This window comes from Lacinutrix sp. MEBiC02404, from assembly GCF_053601575.1.
Window position 1 is genome coordinate 64,076 of record NZ_JBSHNV010000206.1, and the last position, 17,051, is coordinate 81,126.

19 protein-coding genes are annotated in these 17,051 nt (G+C 32.8%); 13 read left to right on the plus strand and 6 right to left on the minus strand.

Features of this window, described 5'->3' with window-relative positions; all coding sequences use genetic code 11:
- Positions 1 to 6 precede the first annotated feature (6 nt).
- From ACVCXO_RS12550 to ACVCXO_RS12570, 5 genes are read right to left on the minus strand one after another with little or no spacing between them, the layout of a single operon-like run.
- Positions 7 to 1,005 carry an NADP-dependent oxidoreductase gene (locus tag ACVCXO_RS12550; protein WP_452230182.1) on the minus strand — a complete coding sequence of 333 codons (999 nt, stop codon included), beginning with the start codon at positions 1,003 to 1,005 and terminating at the stop codon, positions 7 to 9.
- A 10-nt stretch (positions 1,006 to 1,015) separates the two neighbouring features.
- Complete coding sequence (locus ACVCXO_RS12555; RefSeq protein ID WP_452229936.1) at positions 1,016 to 1,648, minus strand: NAD(P)H-dependent oxidoreductase; 633 nt, start codon at positions 1,646 to 1,648, stop codon at positions 1,016 to 1,018.
- Positions 1,649 to 1,665: 17 nt separating this feature from the next.
- On the minus strand, positions 1,666 to 2,331 hold the full coding sequence (locus ACVCXO_RS12560; protein WP_452229937.1) for a nucleoside-diphosphate sugar epimerase: 666 nt from the start codon (positions 2,329 to 2,331) through the stop codon (positions 1,666 to 1,668).
- Between the two features lies 1 nt (position 2,332).
- Positions 2,333 to 2,917 carry a TetR/AcrR family transcriptional regulator gene (locus tag ACVCXO_RS12565; RefSeq protein WP_452229938.1) on the minus strand — a complete coding sequence of 195 codons (585 nt, stop codon included), beginning with the start codon at positions 2,915 to 2,917 and terminating at the stop codon, positions 2,333 to 2,335.
- Entirely contained in the window at positions 2,917 to 3,285 is a 369-nt protein-coding gene (locus tag ACVCXO_RS12570) for a DoxX family protein (RefSeq protein WP_452229939.1), read from the minus strand. The genes ACVCXO_RS12565 and ACVCXO_RS12570 overlap by 1 nt, the downstream gene beginning before the upstream one ends.
- 152 nt (positions 3,286 to 3,437) lie before the next feature.
- On the opposite strand from ACVCXO_RS12570, the gene ACVCXO_RS12575 reads away from it, so the two are divergent.
- The 11 genes from ACVCXO_RS12575 (at position 3,438) to ACVCXO_RS12625 (ending at position 13,444) form a co-directional block, all read left to right on the plus strand.
- Entirely contained in the window at positions 3,438 to 4,019 is a 582-nt protein-coding gene (locus ACVCXO_RS12575) for a Crp/Fnr family transcriptional regulator (RefSeq protein ID WP_452229940.1), read from the plus strand.
- A 71-nt stretch (positions 4,020 to 4,090) separates the two neighbouring features.
- Positions 4,091 to 5,185, plus strand: coding sequence for an alkene reductase (locus tag ACVCXO_RS12580; RefSeq protein WP_452229941.1), 1,095 nt, complete (start codon positions 4,091 to 4,093; stop codon positions 5,183 to 5,185).
- A 29-nt stretch (positions 5,186 to 5,214) separates the two neighbouring features.
- Positions 5,215 to 5,643 carry an OsmC family protein gene (locus tag ACVCXO_RS12585; RefSeq protein ID WP_452229942.1) on the plus strand — a complete coding sequence of 143 codons (429 nt, stop codon included), beginning with the start codon at positions 5,215 to 5,217 and terminating at the stop codon, positions 5,641 to 5,643.
- Between the two features lie 242 nt (positions 5,644 to 5,885).
- Positions 5,886 to 7,217: a TolC family protein gene (locus ACVCXO_RS12590; protein WP_452229943.1), complete on the plus strand. Its 1,332-nt coding sequence runs from the start codon at positions 5,886 to 5,888 to the stop codon at positions 7,215 to 7,217.
- 11 nt (positions 7,218 to 7,228) lie between these two features.
- Positions 7,229 to 8,431, plus strand: a complete 1,203-nt coding sequence (locus ACVCXO_RS12595; RefSeq protein WP_452229944.1) for an efflux RND transporter periplasmic adaptor subunit — start codon at positions 7,229 to 7,231, stop codon at positions 8,429 to 8,431.
- A 4-nt stretch (positions 8,432 to 8,435) separates the two neighbouring features.
- Positions 8,436 to 9,179, plus strand: a complete 744-nt coding sequence (locus ACVCXO_RS12600; RefSeq protein ID WP_452229945.1) for an ABC transporter ATP-binding protein — start codon at positions 8,436 to 8,438, stop codon at positions 9,177 to 9,179.
- A gap of 2 nt (positions 9,180 to 9,181) precedes the next feature.
- Positions 9,182 to 10,402, plus strand: coding sequence for an ABC transporter permease (locus tag ACVCXO_RS12605; protein WP_452229946.1), 1,221 nt, complete (start codon positions 9,182 to 9,184; stop codon positions 10,400 to 10,402).
- Between the two features lie 6 nt (positions 10,403 to 10,408).
- On the plus strand, positions 10,409 to 11,446 hold the full coding sequence (locus ACVCXO_RS12610) for a sensor histidine kinase (protein ID WP_452229947.1): 1,038 nt from the start codon (positions 10,409 to 10,411) through the stop codon (positions 11,444 to 11,446).
- 4 nt (positions 11,447 to 11,450) lie between these two features.
- A complete protein-coding gene (locus tag ACVCXO_RS12615) occupies positions 11,451 to 12,179 on the plus strand; it encodes a LytR/AlgR family response regulator transcription factor (protein ID WP_452229948.1) in 729 nt (242 codons plus the stop codon).
- A gap of 129 nt (positions 12,180 to 12,308) precedes the next feature.
- Positions 12,309 to 12,608 carry a hypothetical protein gene (locus ACVCXO_RS12620; protein WP_203458870.1) on the plus strand — a complete coding sequence of 100 codons (300 nt, stop codon included), beginning with the start codon at positions 12,309 to 12,311 and terminating at the stop codon, positions 12,606 to 12,608.
- A gap of 227 nt (positions 12,609 to 12,835) precedes the next feature.
- A complete protein-coding gene (locus tag ACVCXO_RS12625; protein ID WP_452229949.1) occupies positions 12,836 to 13,444 on the plus strand; it encodes a DUF6515 family protein in 609 nt (202 codons plus the stop codon).
- Between the two features lie 60 nt (positions 13,445 to 13,504).
- Here ACVCXO_RS12625 and ACVCXO_RS12630 read toward each other — a convergent pair whose 3' ends face one another.
- Positions 13,505 to 14,143, minus strand: coding sequence for a hypothetical protein (locus ACVCXO_RS12630; RefSeq protein ID WP_452229950.1), 639 nt, complete (start codon positions 14,141 to 14,143; stop codon positions 13,505 to 13,507).
- A 348-nt stretch (positions 14,144 to 14,491) separates the two neighbouring features.
- On the opposite strand from ACVCXO_RS12630, the gene ACVCXO_RS12635 reads away from it, so the two are divergent.
- Both ACVCXO_RS12635 and ACVCXO_RS12640 read left to right on the plus strand, forming a co-directional pair.
- Positions 14,492 to 16,192, plus strand: a complete 1,701-nt coding sequence (locus ACVCXO_RS12635; RefSeq protein ID WP_452229951.1) for a patatin-like phospholipase family protein — start codon at positions 14,492 to 14,494, stop codon at positions 16,190 to 16,192.
- Positions 16,193 to 16,198: 6 nt separating this feature from the next.
- The gene (locus ACVCXO_RS12640) at positions 16,199 to 16,552 is read left to right on the plus strand and encodes a hypothetical protein (RefSeq protein ID WP_452229952.1); all 354 of its coding nucleotides are present in this window, start codon (positions 16,199 to 16,201) and stop codon (positions 16,550 to 16,552) included.
- The last annotated feature ends 499 nt before the right edge of the window (positions 16,553 to 17,051 follow it).

The window sequence follows — 17,051 nt, forward strand, 5'->3', positions numbered from 1 at the left end:
TATTTTTTAAATTTTAACTATCATTTTACCTTTGTTTTTACCTTCAAATAAATCGATAAAAGCATTTGGTATATTATCAAAACCATCTACGATAGTTTCGGTATATTTTAATTTTCCTTCTGCTAACCAAGCCGATAAATGTTGCATTGCTTCTGGGAATTTATCCGCATAATTAGAAACAATAAAACCTTGCATTAAGGCACTATTTTTCACTAGGAATGGCTGTACACTCAAACTTGTAGGTAATTCGGTTTCGTTATACACCGAAATAGCACCACAAATAATAATTCTTGCAAATCGGTTAATGTTGAAAAATACAGCATCCGAAATTGGTCCGCCAACATTATCAAAATAGATGTCTACACCATTTGGCGCTAATCTTTTAAGGTCTGCATTAATATCTGTACTTGTATTATAATTGATACCAGCGTCAAAACCAAACTTGTTTTTTAGCATGTCGATTTTTTCGTCGGTACCAGCAATTCCAATAACGTGAAGACCAAGAATTTTTGCGATTTGTCCAACCACACTACCAACAGCTCCAGCAGCCCCGGAAACTACAATCGTCTCACCAGCAACCGGTTTCCCTATTTGAGTTAAACCTAAATATGCGGTTAATCCAGTCATTCCTAAAACACCTAAATACGTGCTTAATGGTGCTTTATTTCCATCGACTTTTAAAAGTCCGTCACCATTAGAAACTTGTTGTGTTTGCCAATTTAGCATCCCAGAAACATAATCGCCTTCTTTAAAGTTTTCATTTTTAGAAGCGATCACTTTAGCAATGACTCCAGAATGTACCGGTTTGTTTAATTCAAAAGAAGGAACGTACGATTTAGCATCACTCATTCTTCCTCTTAAATAAGGGTCTACAGAAACATAAGCAGCTTCCAAAAGGACTTCCCCTGTATTTATGGTTAACTGTTTATCTTCGGTAACAAATTCAAAATTGGAAACGGTAGGTTTCCCTTCGGGTCTGTTGTTTAATAATATAGTCTTCATGATAATTGTTTTTTTATTCTATAACAGTGACTAATTCTTCCATAGGTTTTCTAACCTTTTCTAAATTCACTAACCAATCTGCATCGTCTTTTCTATACCCAATAGGTAACATCACCGCACTACGCAATCCTTTTTCACGTAGCCCTAAAATTTTGTCTACTGCATCTGGTTCAAAACCTTCTAATGGTGTTGCATCTACACCTTCAAAAGCTGCAGCAGTTAACGCTTCTGTAAAAGCAATGTATGCTTGTTTTGCGGCGTGGTTAAAGTTTTCTTCGGCATCTTTTTGCGGATACATACCTAATAACATTTGGCGGTAGTTTTCCCATCCTTCATTTTCAAATCCGCGAATGGTATTGGTTAAATCAAACATGTGATTAATTCTATCTGCGGTGTAGGTATCCCAAGCAGCAAAAACGAGTAGGTGAGAGCAGTCGGTAATCACAGATTGATTCCAAGCAACTGGTCTAATTTGTTCTTTAATGGCTTGATTTTTAATTACAAAAATCTCAAAAGGTTGCAATCCACTGGATGTAGGAGCAAGACGAGCAGCTTCTAAAATACGTTCTACTTTATCTTCAGAAACCTTTTCACCATTCATTGCTTTTGCAGCGTATCTCCACTTTAATTTATCTAATAATTCCATATGTTTAATTTTATTTTTTAGTTGTTTTTTGCTATTCTTTTAATATCGTTGGAAGTAATTATCACTTCCGCATGACTTGTACTATTTGCCAGCGTAATCATAGCTTGCGTTATATCTTCTGGATCTATGATTTTATATTCTTTTAATTTTCCAATAAATAAAGGCTGAATCACCTTAAATACTGCTAATCCTATTTTTTCTAAGGGGCGCGCCTCGTTACGTTCTCCACCAATTATCGATGGTCTTAATACAAAGGTATTTTTTACGTTTTGTTGTAATACATCGCGTTCCATTTCGCCTTTCGTTTTATTGTAAAAGACACTACTTTTTGCCGATGCTCCCATTGCCGAGATTACTAAAAAAGTGGGTATCTTATTTTCTTTAGACAGTTTTGCTGCCGTTACCGGAATACCATAATCTATCTGTTTGTACAAATTTTTATCTGGTGTCTTTTTGGCTGTTGTACCAATGCAACAAAACACTTGATCTGCCGTAAAATCTGGTTTAAACTCTTCCAACTTTAATAGATTACCTATAAACTGTGTTACTTTGTTTGGTAGCCCTTCTATTTTAGAACGGGAAAACAATTTGATGCTTTCATAGCTATCGTCTTCCATTAATTTCTGAAGTAAAATACCGCCAGTCAAACCAGAAGCTCCTAATATTATTGCTGTTTTTTTCATTTTATTTACAAACTTTTATACTACTCCAAGCAGATTGATATGCTTCTTCCAAATGTGTTTTATCTAGTTGAAAAGCACCGCGCTTTTGAGTAATCATTAAAAACGATAGCGGATTTATCGCATAGGCATATAGTAGGAAATCGGATAAGGGTTTAATAATACCTTCTTTTTTACCACGCGCCCAAAGGTCGAGTAGTGGTTGCAGGTGTTTAATACCTTCTTGTCTGCTAGGTTCATCAATCATTGGTGTATTATCACATTGCGCTAAAAACATGGCGTTTTCACACTCTTTGAGTTTAAACTCCGCAATGCGTTTCCATATAAGTTCAAATCCTGCTTCAATTGACATACTTTCGTCGTAAGTTTCAAAAGCATATTTTGTATATGCTGCTTTCACTTCGACATAGGTTTGATTTACTAGGTCTTGTTTATTTTCAAAATATAAATAAATGGTCGCTGGAGAAACGTTAGCCATTTTTGCTATTTTACTCATTGGTGTTGCGTGAAAACCATTGTTGTTTACCAACTCAATCGTCGCTTTAATCAATGCATTTCGTTTATCAATACTTTTTTGAAGTTTCGCCATTATGCTTTAATTTTTTCAAGTTTATATGCCAAAGCAATTAGAACAAACTGTATTGGTAATCGTATCATAGCTGCCTGATGACTTCCAATGGCAGGTGTTTCTGAAAACACATCCCAAATATGAATAGGAAGAAAGAGGATCATTAGAACAAAAATTCCCGTCGCCGCTTTACTAGTGTACTTTGGTATAAGTAACAGAATTCCTAATGCAACTTCTAATACACCGGAAGCATAAATGATAAGATTTTTATAGATTAAAAAATCAGGAACAAATGCATTAAAAAAAGCAGGTTTGATAAAATGTTGCATACCTGCATATATCATAAATAATGCTAACAGTATTCTTAAAATTTTCCAGATAACTTTCATCTTCTTGTTTTGAGAGTACAAAGATATACTTAAAAATGAATGTTCATTCTTTTTTAACAAAGTTTTATATTTCTAAGCTATTTTGGTTTATTTTTAAAGAATAAAAGAGAAGGAATCATTTTAGAATATAATCAATTCCTCATCTTTGTAACATGATTTATAAGTCCATTTCAAAACATATACATGCAAATATTCAGCCATCCGCAGCCGATATGCAGGCATTTCAATCTGTTTTAAATGAAGTCTCTCTTTCTAAAGGACAGTTTTTATTAAAGCCAGGAACGCAAGTAAAACACGAGTATTTTGTAATTAAAGGTTGTTTAAAAGCGTACTATTTAGATGAGAAAGGCCATAAACATATTATTCAATTTGCTATAGAAAATTGGTGGATAGGCGATTTTGAAGCTTTCTACAATCAAGCGCCTGCCAAATTATATATTGAGGCTATTGAAGATGCACAATTACTATCTATTCATTATAATAGTCTTCAAAATTTATATAAGCAAGCTCCAATTTTTGAACGTTACTTTCGCATATTAATCACCAAAGCATTTATTTCTCAAAGTAAGCGCATATTGTCTGCGCAAGAAAAGAATACCCAACAACGCTATTTAGAATTTTGTACTTCGTATCCGCAAATTGAAGATCGCGTTCCAAATTATGACATTGCCAATTATTTAGGAGTTTCTCCTGAAAATTTAAGTAGAGTTAGAAAAAAGTTAAATCTATCCTAATTGATATAGGTCAATGAGATTGTTCGTATAATTATGGAAATTTGTTGCAGTAACAATTTATAACCATATACATGAGCAAACAACCATTATTAACCGCATATACTAAAAATTTAAACCTAAATAACAGAGTGGTAATGGCTCCTATGACACGGAGTCGTGCTAATAACGAAGCAAAAGTAGCAACAGACGAATTACAAGGTTTGTATTACGAGCAACGCGCTTCGGCAGGTTTAATTATTACAGAAGGTTCACAAGTTTCGGAGCAAGCTGTAGGCTATATTAATACACCAGGAATTTATTCGGAAGCACAAGTCGCTGGTTGGCAAAAAGTAACCAAACGGGTACATGATAAAGGCGGGAAAATATTTATCCAATTATGGCATGTTGGCAGAATGTCGCATCCAGATTTTCATAATGGCGAATTACCAGTTTCGGCTTCCGCTATAAACCCGAATGCAAAATCATTTACACCAGAAGGCTTTAAAGATACAGTGACGCCAAAGGAAATGACTATAGAAGATATTAAAAGGACGGTTAAAGATTTTCAACATGCAGCAGTAAATGCTATAAAAGCAGGATTTGATGGTGTAGAAATTCATTCTTCTAATGGGTATTTGTTTCAGCAATTCTTCAACGGATGTTCTAATACACGAACAGACGAGTATGGCGGAAGTTTTGAAAATAGAGCACGTTTCTTTTTTGAAGTTTTAGATGCGATGAAAGAAGTCATTCCGCAGGAAAAAATAGGAGTCCGTTTTAATCCTTCTTTAAATGGTCTGTTCGGAATTACTTTAGACGAAGACACGATTCCTACGTTTGAATATATCATCAAAAAATTAAACGATTATAATTTAGCTTATGTACATTTATCTGAACCTTTTTCTGATGTTTCTGAAGTGCCTTTTGCAGTAACCGAAATTGCAAAACATTTCCGACCTTTATATAATGGAACCTTAATGATTAACACGGCGTTTGATCAAGAGAAAGGAAATAAAGCCCTGGAAGCTGGTGATGCCGATTTAGTAGCTTACGGAAAACCATTTATCTCGAATCCGGATTTAGTAGCACGTTTTGAGAATGATTTGGAACTAGCCGAATGGGATGCAGACACCTTTTATACAACGGGAGCAAAGGGATACACCGATTATCCGAATGCTTCCAAATAAATAATTTAGTTTCACTTAAAACAAATATTATGAAGTTTACAAGAAAAGCAAATGCAGTATGGCAAGGAAGTGGTAAAGACGGACAAGGAAATCTAACCACAGGAAGTAAAGTGCTAGATAAAACAGCCTATTCTTTCCATACCCGATTTGAAGATGGCCAAAAAGGAACGAACCCAGAAGAATTAATAGGAGCAGCGCATGCCGGTTGTTTTGCGATGCAATTAAGCTTTTTGCTAAACGAAAACAACTTTACGGCAACAACCTTAGATGTAGATGCTACCGTTACTTTTGAAGATGGAACCATTACAAAAATCACGTTGAATTTAGTAGGAGATGTTCCAGAAATTGACGCAGAGCAGTTTCAGCAAATAGCACACAAAGCAAAAGAAGTTTGTCCGATTTCTAAACTATTAAACACCGAAATCGAATTGAAGATTACTTTAAAAAGCGGCAAGTAATTGTGCAACAAGTAAGGACTTGAGGGTATTTAAAGAATCCTTTATTCTATATCTTTTATAAAAAACAGCATCTAAATATTTTAGATGCTGTTTTTGTTTTTAGAGCCTTCCGAGCAAATCGAAAAAATCGTATCGATAGAATTTCGGTTTTCGTATAGTCAATTCCCCCAAACGTCTATTCCTTTATATTAAGATAGTATATAGTTGCACCTTTGAAGTGTTAAATCAAAACACTCAAAAAAATGAAATTATATCTAATCCTTGTAAGTCTATTCTTTGTGCAGTTCACTTTTGCACAAGATGCCACTACAGCAACAACACCGAAAGTATGGTCCTTAGAAGATTGCATCTCCTATGCACTAGAAAACAACATCACAGTTAAAGATGCAGCCTTAAATAAGGACATTGCCGAAATAGATTATAGCAAATCGAAATCGTCTAGACTGCCTAATTTATTTGGTAGTGCTTCTCAAAATTTTTCTAGCGGAAATACCATCGATCCAATTACAAGTAGTTACGTAACCGATCAAATAAATAGCACCAATGTTGGGATTAATAGTTCGATGACTTTATTTCAAGGGAACCAATTGAACAATCAGATTAAACAAAATAAACTGTTCTTAGCGCAAAGTGTTTTTCAAGAAGAAGTAGAAAAAAATAACATTGCTTTAAATATTTTAGAAGTGTATTTACAAACGCTATATAGTAAAGAAAGTATCGCTATTGCGGAAAACAATGTAACTGCCTCACAAAAAGAAGTAGAAAGAGCAAAAGCACGTTTAGATGCGGGAACCATTGCATTAGGGGATTATACCGAAGCGCAAAGCCAATCTGCGACAAACAAATACAATGTGATTGCTGCTAAAAACGATTACCAGCAATATATCATTCAGCTGAAACAATTATTAGAATTATCTCCTTTAGAAGATTTAGAGATTCAAACTATTGATGAAAACATGGATTTAGTAAACATGGAGTTGGATAAAATGAAAGTCTATACGAATGCGCTTGGTTTTCTTCCTGAAATACAATCAAGTATTTTAAATATTGAAGTCAATAAGAAAGAATTAGATATTGCTAAAGGTGCTTATTTACCAACCTTATCCTTATCTGGAAGTATTGGATCTGGTTTCACAAGTATTAATGATAATAGTTTTTCCGATCAGTTTGATATTAATTTCAATCAGAAAATCGGACTGTCTTTAAATATTCCAATATTCAATAGAAACCAAACCAAAGCAGCGGTTAAAACGGCGAACATCAATATTGAAAAAGCCGAAATTCAAAAACAAAGCACAGAAAAAGAAATCTATAAAAAAGTAGAAACAGCATATCAAAATGCAGTGTCTGCGCAAGAGCAAGTAGTTGCTTCGGAAGCTTCAAAAATAGCAGCAGAGCAATCGTATAAACTTGCACAAAAAAAGTATGAACTGGGAGCTTTAAGTACTACCGATTTAGTGATTAGTCAAAACACATATACCAATGCACAGCAAAACTATTTACAATCGAAATACTTAAACATTTTATACCACCAATTATTACAATTTTACCAAGGAAACGATATCCAACTTTAATTCAAAAAATTATGAAAACTAAAAAGAAAATCATCATAACAAGCGCGATAATAGTACTATTGGCAGTCATAGCCTATAGTTTTATAAAAGGTGACGATGCCATAATAGTAGAAGCAAAAACTATAGTAGCTAAAAAAGCAGACGTCACTACCATGGTTACAGCAACCGGAACGATGGAGCCTATTACGCAAGTAGAAGTAGGGACACAAGTATCTGGAGTGGTGGAGAAAATATATGTGGACTATAATAGCGTTGTTACCGAAGGCCAGCTGATAGCAGAATTAGATAAAACCAATCTAAACGCAGCTAAAACACAAGCACAAGCTGTTTATGATAATGCGGTTAGTCAGCGAAATTATACAAAAACGATTTACGACAGACAAAAAACATTGTTCGACAATCAAGTGATTAGTAAATCTGATTTTGATGATGCAGCCTTCAATTACGAAACTGCAAAAGGAACGGTGACACAGCGTTATTCCGATTTACAACAGGCCAGAACCAATTTAGGTTATGCCAATATTTATTCGCCAATTGATGGTGTGGTATTGTCTAGAGCGATCGATGAAGGACAAACGGTAGCAGCAAGTTTAAGTACACCAACGCTATTTACAATTGCGCAAGATTTAAAAGAAATGCAAGTAGAAGCAGATGTGGATGAAGCAGATATTGGACAAGTTATAGAAGGACAACGTGTAGAATTTACAGTAGATGCCTACCTAGGAGAAACCTTTGAAGGTGAAGTAACACAAGTGCGTTTAGATCCAACGGTTACTTCAAATGTTGTAACATATACCGTTGTGATTAAGGCACATAATCCAGACTTAAAACTAAAACCAGGATTAACAGCAACCATCTCTATTTACACTTTAGAATTAAGTAATGTATTAACGGCAGAAGCCAAAGCCATCAACTTTAAACCTGAAAAAGAAGTATTAGCAACATATAATCAACAACATGGCTTAGAAACAAAAAATAGCGAAAGATCTAGAGAAGCCACTGCACTTTGGGTGTTAGGTACTGATGGATCAATTACACCGAAGATGGTAACACTTGGTGCTAGTGATGGTGTTAATGTGCAAATTTTAAGTGGCATTTCCGAAGGTGATAAACTAGTGTATAGCTTAAAAGGAGTTTCTAAATCAGAAGCGGCTACAGAGGAACAAAGTAAAAGTCCATTTATGCCTCAAAGAGGTGGTGGCGGAAAAAGATAATACTATGAAAAAAGCAATCATTAAAATAGAAGATTTAAAACGTGAATTTACCATGGGAGCCGAAACGGTACGCGCTTTACGAGGTATCTCATTTACAATTAACGAAGGCGAATTTGTTACCATCATGGGCTCTAGTGGTTCGGGGAAAAGCACCTTGTTAAATATTTTAGGCTGTTTAGATCAACCCACCTCTGGAAGCTATGAAATTGATGGTGTATCGGTAAAAGATTTATCTCGAAATGAATTAGCAACCATAAGAAACGAGAAAATTGGGTTCATTTTTCAATCGTATAATCTATTAGCAAGAACATCGGCTATTGAAAACGTAGAATTACCATTACTATATAACAGTAAAGTTTCTACCGAAGAACGAAGAAAACGAGCTATTGAAGCCTTAAAAAAAGTAGGTTTAGGAGAACGTTTACATCATACACCATCGCAACTTTCGGGAGGACAACAACAACGTGTGGCTATTGCCAGATCACTGGTTAATAATCCAGTAATGATATTAGCAGATGAAGCCACTGGAAATCTGGACACACGAACTGCCTACGAAATTATGTCCATTTTTCAAGACCTAAACGAACAAGGTATTACTATCGCTTTTGTAACACACGAGCCAGATATTGCTATGTTTAGTAACAGAACTATTGTGTTAAAAGATGGAAACATTTTGCAGGATTATAAGAATCATAAAGTACTTTCTGCAACAGAAGAATTAGCCAAATTACCTAAACTAGACGATTAATTATGAGACTATTAAATTTATTCAAAATCGCATTCAAAGCAATCATTCTTAATAAAACAAGAACATTGTTAACCATGTTAGGCATCATCATTGGTGTAGCATCTGTAATCGCAATGTTAGCAATAGGTGAAGGTTCAAAAGAAAGTATTCGCGAAAATATTTCGAGTATGGGTTCTAATATGATAACCATACAACCAGGTGCAGACAGTAGAGGTCCAGCAAGAGGTAGTGGAGGAGATGTACAAACATTAACACTCGCTAATTATGAGACGATTAAAGCGCAATCCGATTTAATTAGTTACATCACACCTGTAGTTAATGGTAATGGGCAAATTATTAACGGCTCTAACAACTGGCCTTCTTCTATTTATGGTGTGAATCCTGAATATTTAGATATCAAGGTGGTTGGTTTGCAGAGTGGAAGTATGTTTACAGATGCTGAAGTTAAATCAGCTTCTAAAGTAGCGGTGATAGGACAAACGGTGGTAGATAATGTATTTCCTGATGGACAAGAGCCTGTAGGACAAATGATTCGTTTTAACAATATTCCGTTTAAAGTGATTGGAGTATTAGAAGAAAAAGGGGAGAATACGTTTGGTCAAGATCAAGATGATGTTGTGATTGCTCCTTATACTACAGTACAAAAACGTATTCTGGCAATCGATCACTTAAATCAAATTGTGGCATCGGCGATTAGTGAAGATGATGCACCAAATGCCGTAGAACAGTTGAGTGCTATATTGCGTACAGAACATAAATTATTGGATAGTGAAGAAGATGATTTTTCTGTACGTTCTATGGAAGAGCTAATTTCTACCTTTAGTTCTACCAGTGAAATGCTTACCATACTTTTGGTTGCAGTAGCAAGTATTTCTTTATTAATTGGAGGTATTGGTATTATGAACATCATGTATGTTTCTGTAAAAGAAAGAACTAAAGAAATTGGTTTGCGTATGGCAGTAGGCGCAAAAGGAGCAGATATTTTAATGCAATTTTTAATTGAAGCCATTTTAATAAGTATTACAGGTGGTGTATTAGGTGTATTATTAGGACTAGGATCCACGGTTTTTATAGAAAAATTCTTAAATTGGCCTACTAGCGTGGCTTTATATTCTATAGTAATTTCATTTGCCGTTTGTGCGGTAACAGGTATCTTTTTTGGATGGTATCCTGCAAGAAAAGCATCGGCTTTAGACCCAATAACCGCTTTGCGTTACGAATAATAAATTATGTATAAAAAGAAAACCATAACCGTAGTATCACATTTGCTTGTATGGCTTACACTATTGTGTGTGCCATACTTGCTATCCTACGGCGAAGAACAAGAAATTAATAGGGTTGTAGCACATTTCTGGATCCCATTATTCTTTTCGTCCATCATATTTTATATCAACTTTTTTGTGTTTGTAGACCGCTTGTTATTTTCCAAAAAAACACTGCAGTTTATTATTCTAAATGCAGTAATGATTATCTTCTTCTTATTTTTAAAAGAATATATTGAAGACACCTTCTTTCAGGAAATTTCTAAGCAACGTTTGGCAAATACAAATAGAGTAAAGCCTCCATTTAAAATGGCTATTTATATACAATTGCTAACTTACTTAGCGCCTTTATTCTTTTCGGTGGCATTAAAGTCTACAATGCGATGGGCAAAAACAGAAACAGAACGTAAAGAGGCTGCGAATTTTAAATTGGAATCGGAGTTACAGCATTTGCACTATCAGTTGCAACCGCATTTCTTTTTTAATTCTTTAAACAATATTTACTCTTTAGTCGATATTTCGCCAGATCAAGCCAAATCTTCTATACATAGTTTGAGTAAGTTGATGCGCTATATGTTATATGAAACTAATGTAGAATCCATTCCTCTTACTAAAGAAATTGATTTTCTTAAAAAATATATTGATTTAATGAAGTTAAGAGTGTCCGATAAAACAAGCGTTAGCTATAGCTTTCCTGTTGAAGAAACTGGCATTCAAATAGCACCTTTATTATTTATTTCATTAATTGAAAATGCTTTTAAACACGGTGTTTCTGCCACCAAACCAAGTAGTATTGATATTAACATGACTTGTGATGATAATACCGTTTTATTTTCTGTGGAAAACAATAATTTCCCGAAGAAAACAGACGATAAAAGTGGCTCTGGTATTGGACTTCAAAATTTAGAAAAACGATTACAATTACTATGTCCAGATAAATTCAGCTTTAAAACAATATTAAAAGACGACCGTTTTTTAGTAACATTAAAAATAGAAACTAGTTAAACGTATGAGCACTATAAAAATCACCTGTATTATTGTAGACGATGAGCCTATGGCGCTTAATTTGGTAGAAAGTTATGTGGAGAAAACACCTTTTTTAGAACTAAAACAAAAATGCAGTAGCGCTATTGAGGCTTTGGAATTTATTAAAAAAGAACCTGTAGACTTACTGTTTTTAGACATACAAATGCCAGATTTAACAGGCTTAGAATTTTCTAAAATGCTACCGAAAGAAACACGTGTTATTTTTACAACGGCTTTTGATCAATATGCTTTGGAAGGCTTTAAAGTAGAAGCTTTAGACTATTTGTTGAAACCTTTTGATTATGCCGAGTTTCTAGCAGCAGCCAATAAAGCTAATAGTTGGTTCTCCTTGGTAAAAGGAAAGCAACAAAACATGGTTTCTGAAGAAAAGGAATTTCTTTTTGTAAAATCAGAATACAAACAACTACGTATTAAACTAGCAGATGTCTTGTATTTTGAAGGACTGAAAGATTATATCAAAATTTGGATAAAAGATAATCCGAAACCTATTCTAACTTTAATGAGTTTAAAGTCTCTAGAAGAAGAACTTCAAGAAACCCATTTTATGCGTGTGCATCGTTCGTTTATTGTATCCTTAAAAAACATTGAAGTTGTGGAGCGTAGTCAAATCCTTATCAACGATCAACGCATTACCGTTTCAGAGCAATACAAACCAAAATTCTTAGCTTTTATTAACAATAACTCGCTTTAAAACTTACTATTTGCTGTTTCGTCTATAAAATCTTGTCTTTAGTAGATTAATGGAAAGCGCACGTATATTCTTTGACTTAATATCTAAAGGTATAATTACTTTTTCTCAAAATAATATCAAATACAAATTATGAAAAAAGTAGTACTTACATTAGCAATTGCAATAGGTTTATTTAGCTGTGATAGCGTGAAAAACGTTAACACATCATCGGTATCTCAAGCAGCAACATTATTAGGGTCATTAAGTTCTAACTCCACAGTACAACAAATCACTAGTCTTTTTAGCTTATTAGACACTAATAATGATGAAGCTATTAGTTCTACCGAAGCTATTGGTTCTGTTGCAGATAATTTTAATGTTTTGGATACAGATAGTAGTTCAAGTTTAAACCTTTCAGAATTAACTGGTTTATTAGGATTATTAAAATAATTTTAATATTTCAATAGTTTAAAAGCAAGGTATACTTTCGTAGTATACCTTTTTTTGTTTCCATAAATAAAATCTACATAGATAAAAAAATCCTGTTTGTAGATAGAATATAGGCAACTGTCTATTTGCTTTTTTATAGTTCTTTTATGTGTATATCTTTAAACTATTCCTATTAAAAATTGTCTTAATAGGTAATAAATAAAGTTTAACCTTTAAAAAATTGAATTATGAAAACATTTATAAAAACACTGGTTTTACCAACCTTATTTATGGTTGCGGTTAGCACGCAGGTTTCTGCACAAACACGTCGTACTACTACAACCACCAATAAAACGGAAAAGACAACAAAAACTACCACTGCAAAAAGTAATACGAATACAAGTAAAAGAATAGCTAGTACGCAAGTAACCTACAAAACACCTAAAAAGAAAGTAGTTTCTGTTAGAAATATACCAAACAAAACTCCTATTAATTATAAAGGTCAGAACTATTATTATGCAAATAATAAATATTACACACAATCTAGAGGTAGCTATATTGTAATTGCACCTAAGATTGGTTTTAGAATAAAAGTATTACCACCCAAATACAAAAGAGTACAATTTAATAACTATAACTATTATAACGCAAATGGTATATTCTATACCCAAGTTAATAATGAATATGAAGTGGTAGATCCAGAAATAGGAACTCTAGTATATGAGTTACCACAGGATTATGAAAAAGTGATTTTAAATGGAGAAACGTATTATGAATATGCTAATATTCTATACGAAAAAGTACAAGTAGATGGTACCAGAGCTTATGAAATAGTTGGTATTATAGAAATGGATTAGTGTTTTTTGATTGATTAGTAGTAGAAAAGGAGGATAGTTTTATAATTATCTTCCTTTTTTTTATTCTTCAAAAAAATCATTTTGAAAATCTTTTGCTTCTATTACTTTCGTTTTAGAAATAAATATCATAAAAAGATAAATTGCCAGAAAATGACAAAAAAGAAGTAGGACTGTAAATGTTTTATTGTAGAAAAAATACTCATTAATTGGCGCCAGTGCCAAATTAAATATGGTACACACACCAGAAGCCAATAAAATAGTGCCATTTGCATAATTATCATTAATGTATATCACGGCAAATGTAATGGAATAAACAAATAAGCAAGTAGCAACTAAAATAACAAAAATGAATTTTTGATCCGGAATATGTCCTATCAACAAATCAACTACCGAATAAATTACATAACCAACTAACATAACACCAATTAAAACGGACAAGGACACTATCGATTTTAATTTACCTTTATTCAAATACTTTTTAAGTATCAAAGTATATAATAGCAAATATCCAGCGGTCAAAAGGGCTATACTAATAAAGTAATCCTTAAAAGAATAAAAAGTTAAAATATTTATACTCAAAAAAGCCAATAATGCCAAAATAAATAAAGGGTCTGCTTTCTTTTTAGTCAGACTAATATATTTCAAGAATATGGTTAGAATAACTATTGGACATATATATATTAAGTCTTTTTTTTCCATAGTGATACTCATTACTATGGATGTAAGAAAAGACACGAAAAACAAAATATTAAAAATAGCATTTTCACTCCATAAGCTAAAGCTATCTAATTTCTTTTTAACCATTTACACCTTATGTATATTTAACTTTTTTTAATACAATCAAATATAATTAATTAGTTTTATAAAAAGGCTACAAAGAATTTAGAATCAATCTATAATACTCCAAAAAATGTTTTAATTTTATAGGAATAACATAGAAACACTATGCTAATATAGCATTACAAGTAATTAAAATCAGGTACTTATACTCATAACTATAGACGGATTAATAACTATCTTTAAAAACAATCAATCGTTACTATTTTTATGATAGAAGAAACAAAAATAAAACCCGAATTTATACCCTTCCAAAACATAGGCCTTTGCTTTAGTGGTGGTGGTTACCGAGCTACTTTTTTTGCCTTAGGAATACTATCTTATTTAGATCATGTAAACTATAAAGGCAAATCATTATTACAATCTGTAAAAGCATTAAGTACCGTAAGTGGAGGTACACTAACGGGAGTTGCTTTTGCCAAGGCCATTCAAGATCCCGATTATAATTTTAAAGATTTTTTTAAAAACTTCTATGACACATTTACGCCAGAAAATGATGTGCTCTTAAAAACAGCAATTAGTAAATTAGAAAACGATAGTGTTTGGAAAGCGAATCCGTATAAAAATAGATCCCTTATTAATGCATTTGCTTTGACGTATCAAGAAATGCCAATCTTTGAAGGTTCTTTTCAACACTTTAAAGCCGATAAAATAAAACAACTAGAACAAGTATGTTTTAATGCTACCGATTTTTCTTTCGGATTAACATATCGTTTTCAAAACAAAGGATACTTTGGGAATAATCCGTTATACAAAAGCAATCAAAAAGAAATGAATGCTTTGCGTGATGAAGTAATGTTAGGTGATGTTATTGCATCTTCTTCTTGCTTTCCTGTAGGATTTGAGCCCTTAATATTTCCAGATGACTATTTTGACAATCATAACAGCCCTGCTTATAAAAATTTAAAAGGACTAGATAACTTTATAAATGGCGTTGGTATTATGGATGGAGGCATTGCAGACAATCAAGGTATTGGTAGTATGATGCTGATTAATGAAAGAATGGAAAGGACAAAAAAAGGATTAGACCTAATTATTGTGAACGATGTAGGAAGCTATAAAATGAAACCTTGGCAACAAAATACTACCAAAATAGAGAAGAGTTCTACAGTAAAACGCGTAATCAATAAAATATTACAATACTTTACTATAAAATCGCTGTATTGGATAACATTTCTAGTGGGTTTACTCATCTTGATTTTAAATAATATGAACCTTTTTGGTGACCAAGCGTACACAGGTTTGTATATTTTAGGAGGTGCTATTTTTGGTATTGGTTTACTATTAACAGTATTTGGTTTAGTAGCTGCCGTTATTAAATCTTCGGTAATATCTAGAATAAAAACACTATTTAAAGAAAATGTCCCAGAGCCATTGTTAGAGGATATTGTAACGTTTAAAAAGTTAGATATTAGTTTAATACAAGTTATGCTTTCCGATAGATTAACATCGGCAATGACTATGATAAATGATGTATTTTTAAAACAAATGCGACGTATTAATTACGATTTATTTTACTCCAAAAGTGAATTGAAAAACAAACGTATTACAGCAACTGTTTATAAATTAAATGGAAAAAAATCACCTTATAGTAATAGTTCTGGGTATAATAAGGATATAAAACCTACGCCAAGTAAAAACTTAGAAAGTGTGTGTTTAACAGCTTCAGAAACGCCTACAACGTTATGGTGGGACAAAACAGACATTGCTAAAAACCGAATGGAAACTTTAGTTGCTTGCGGACAATTCACCGTGTGCTATGAACTTATGGATTACATTTTAAAACTAAAAGTAGATCCAGAAAATAATATAAAAGATTTTACCCAAATAGATCAACTATACAGTGCTTTGCAAACCGATTGGAAAGCATTTAATAAACAACCATTATGGTGGATGGAAACTCTAAAATAGCAACTAATGAAACATGCTTTTGAACATGAAAACAATCAGATTTTACCTTTTAAAAATTTTGTTTTAAGAGTACTAAAATATTTTTTATTCTCCATTGTTTTCATAGCATTCTCTTTAAGTATTGGCACCATTGGGTATCATCATTATGCACATATTTCGTGGGTGGATGCTTTTTATAATGCCTCCTTAATTTTAACAGGAATGGGACCAGTAGACGCTATGCCAACAGATGAAGCTAAACTATTTGCTTCCTTTTATGCGCTATTTAGTGGTATTGCTTTTTTAAGTACAGTAGCAGTAATTTTTGCTCCAATTGCACATCGACTATTACACATATTACATGTAAAAGAAGAAACATAAAGGTTGCGATTACTAAATATGTAGCGTTGAAGCTGGAATCTTTAAAAGGACACCAATAAAGAGAAGTAAACAGACCATCAGAACATATTTGATGTAAAAATAATAAATCGGTAAATGTTTTAATGACGTATACTTAAATACATGAAGAAGCCATTACCATCGTTTTTATAAAAAACTATACGTTTTTCATGCAATACTATTTCGTTGGTATATTCAGGAAAACATAGCGAACCAAGAAATAACGTAAAAACTACTAAAAAAAACCAAAAAAGCGCAACCAATAAAGCTAAATAGATTTAAATAGTATGTATTTCGTTTTTTTAAGTTATTTAGGAATTAGAATACTAAAAAGCAGTAATCGTATGCGTATAAATAATAGGGGTGCTAAAAGCCAATGTAAATAATAGATTATTAAAGTAGTTATAGGCACTAAAAGAATATGGATTCTTTCGTTCACGAAATAAAACCCTATAAAACAGCCTGTTAAAAAAAATGAAAA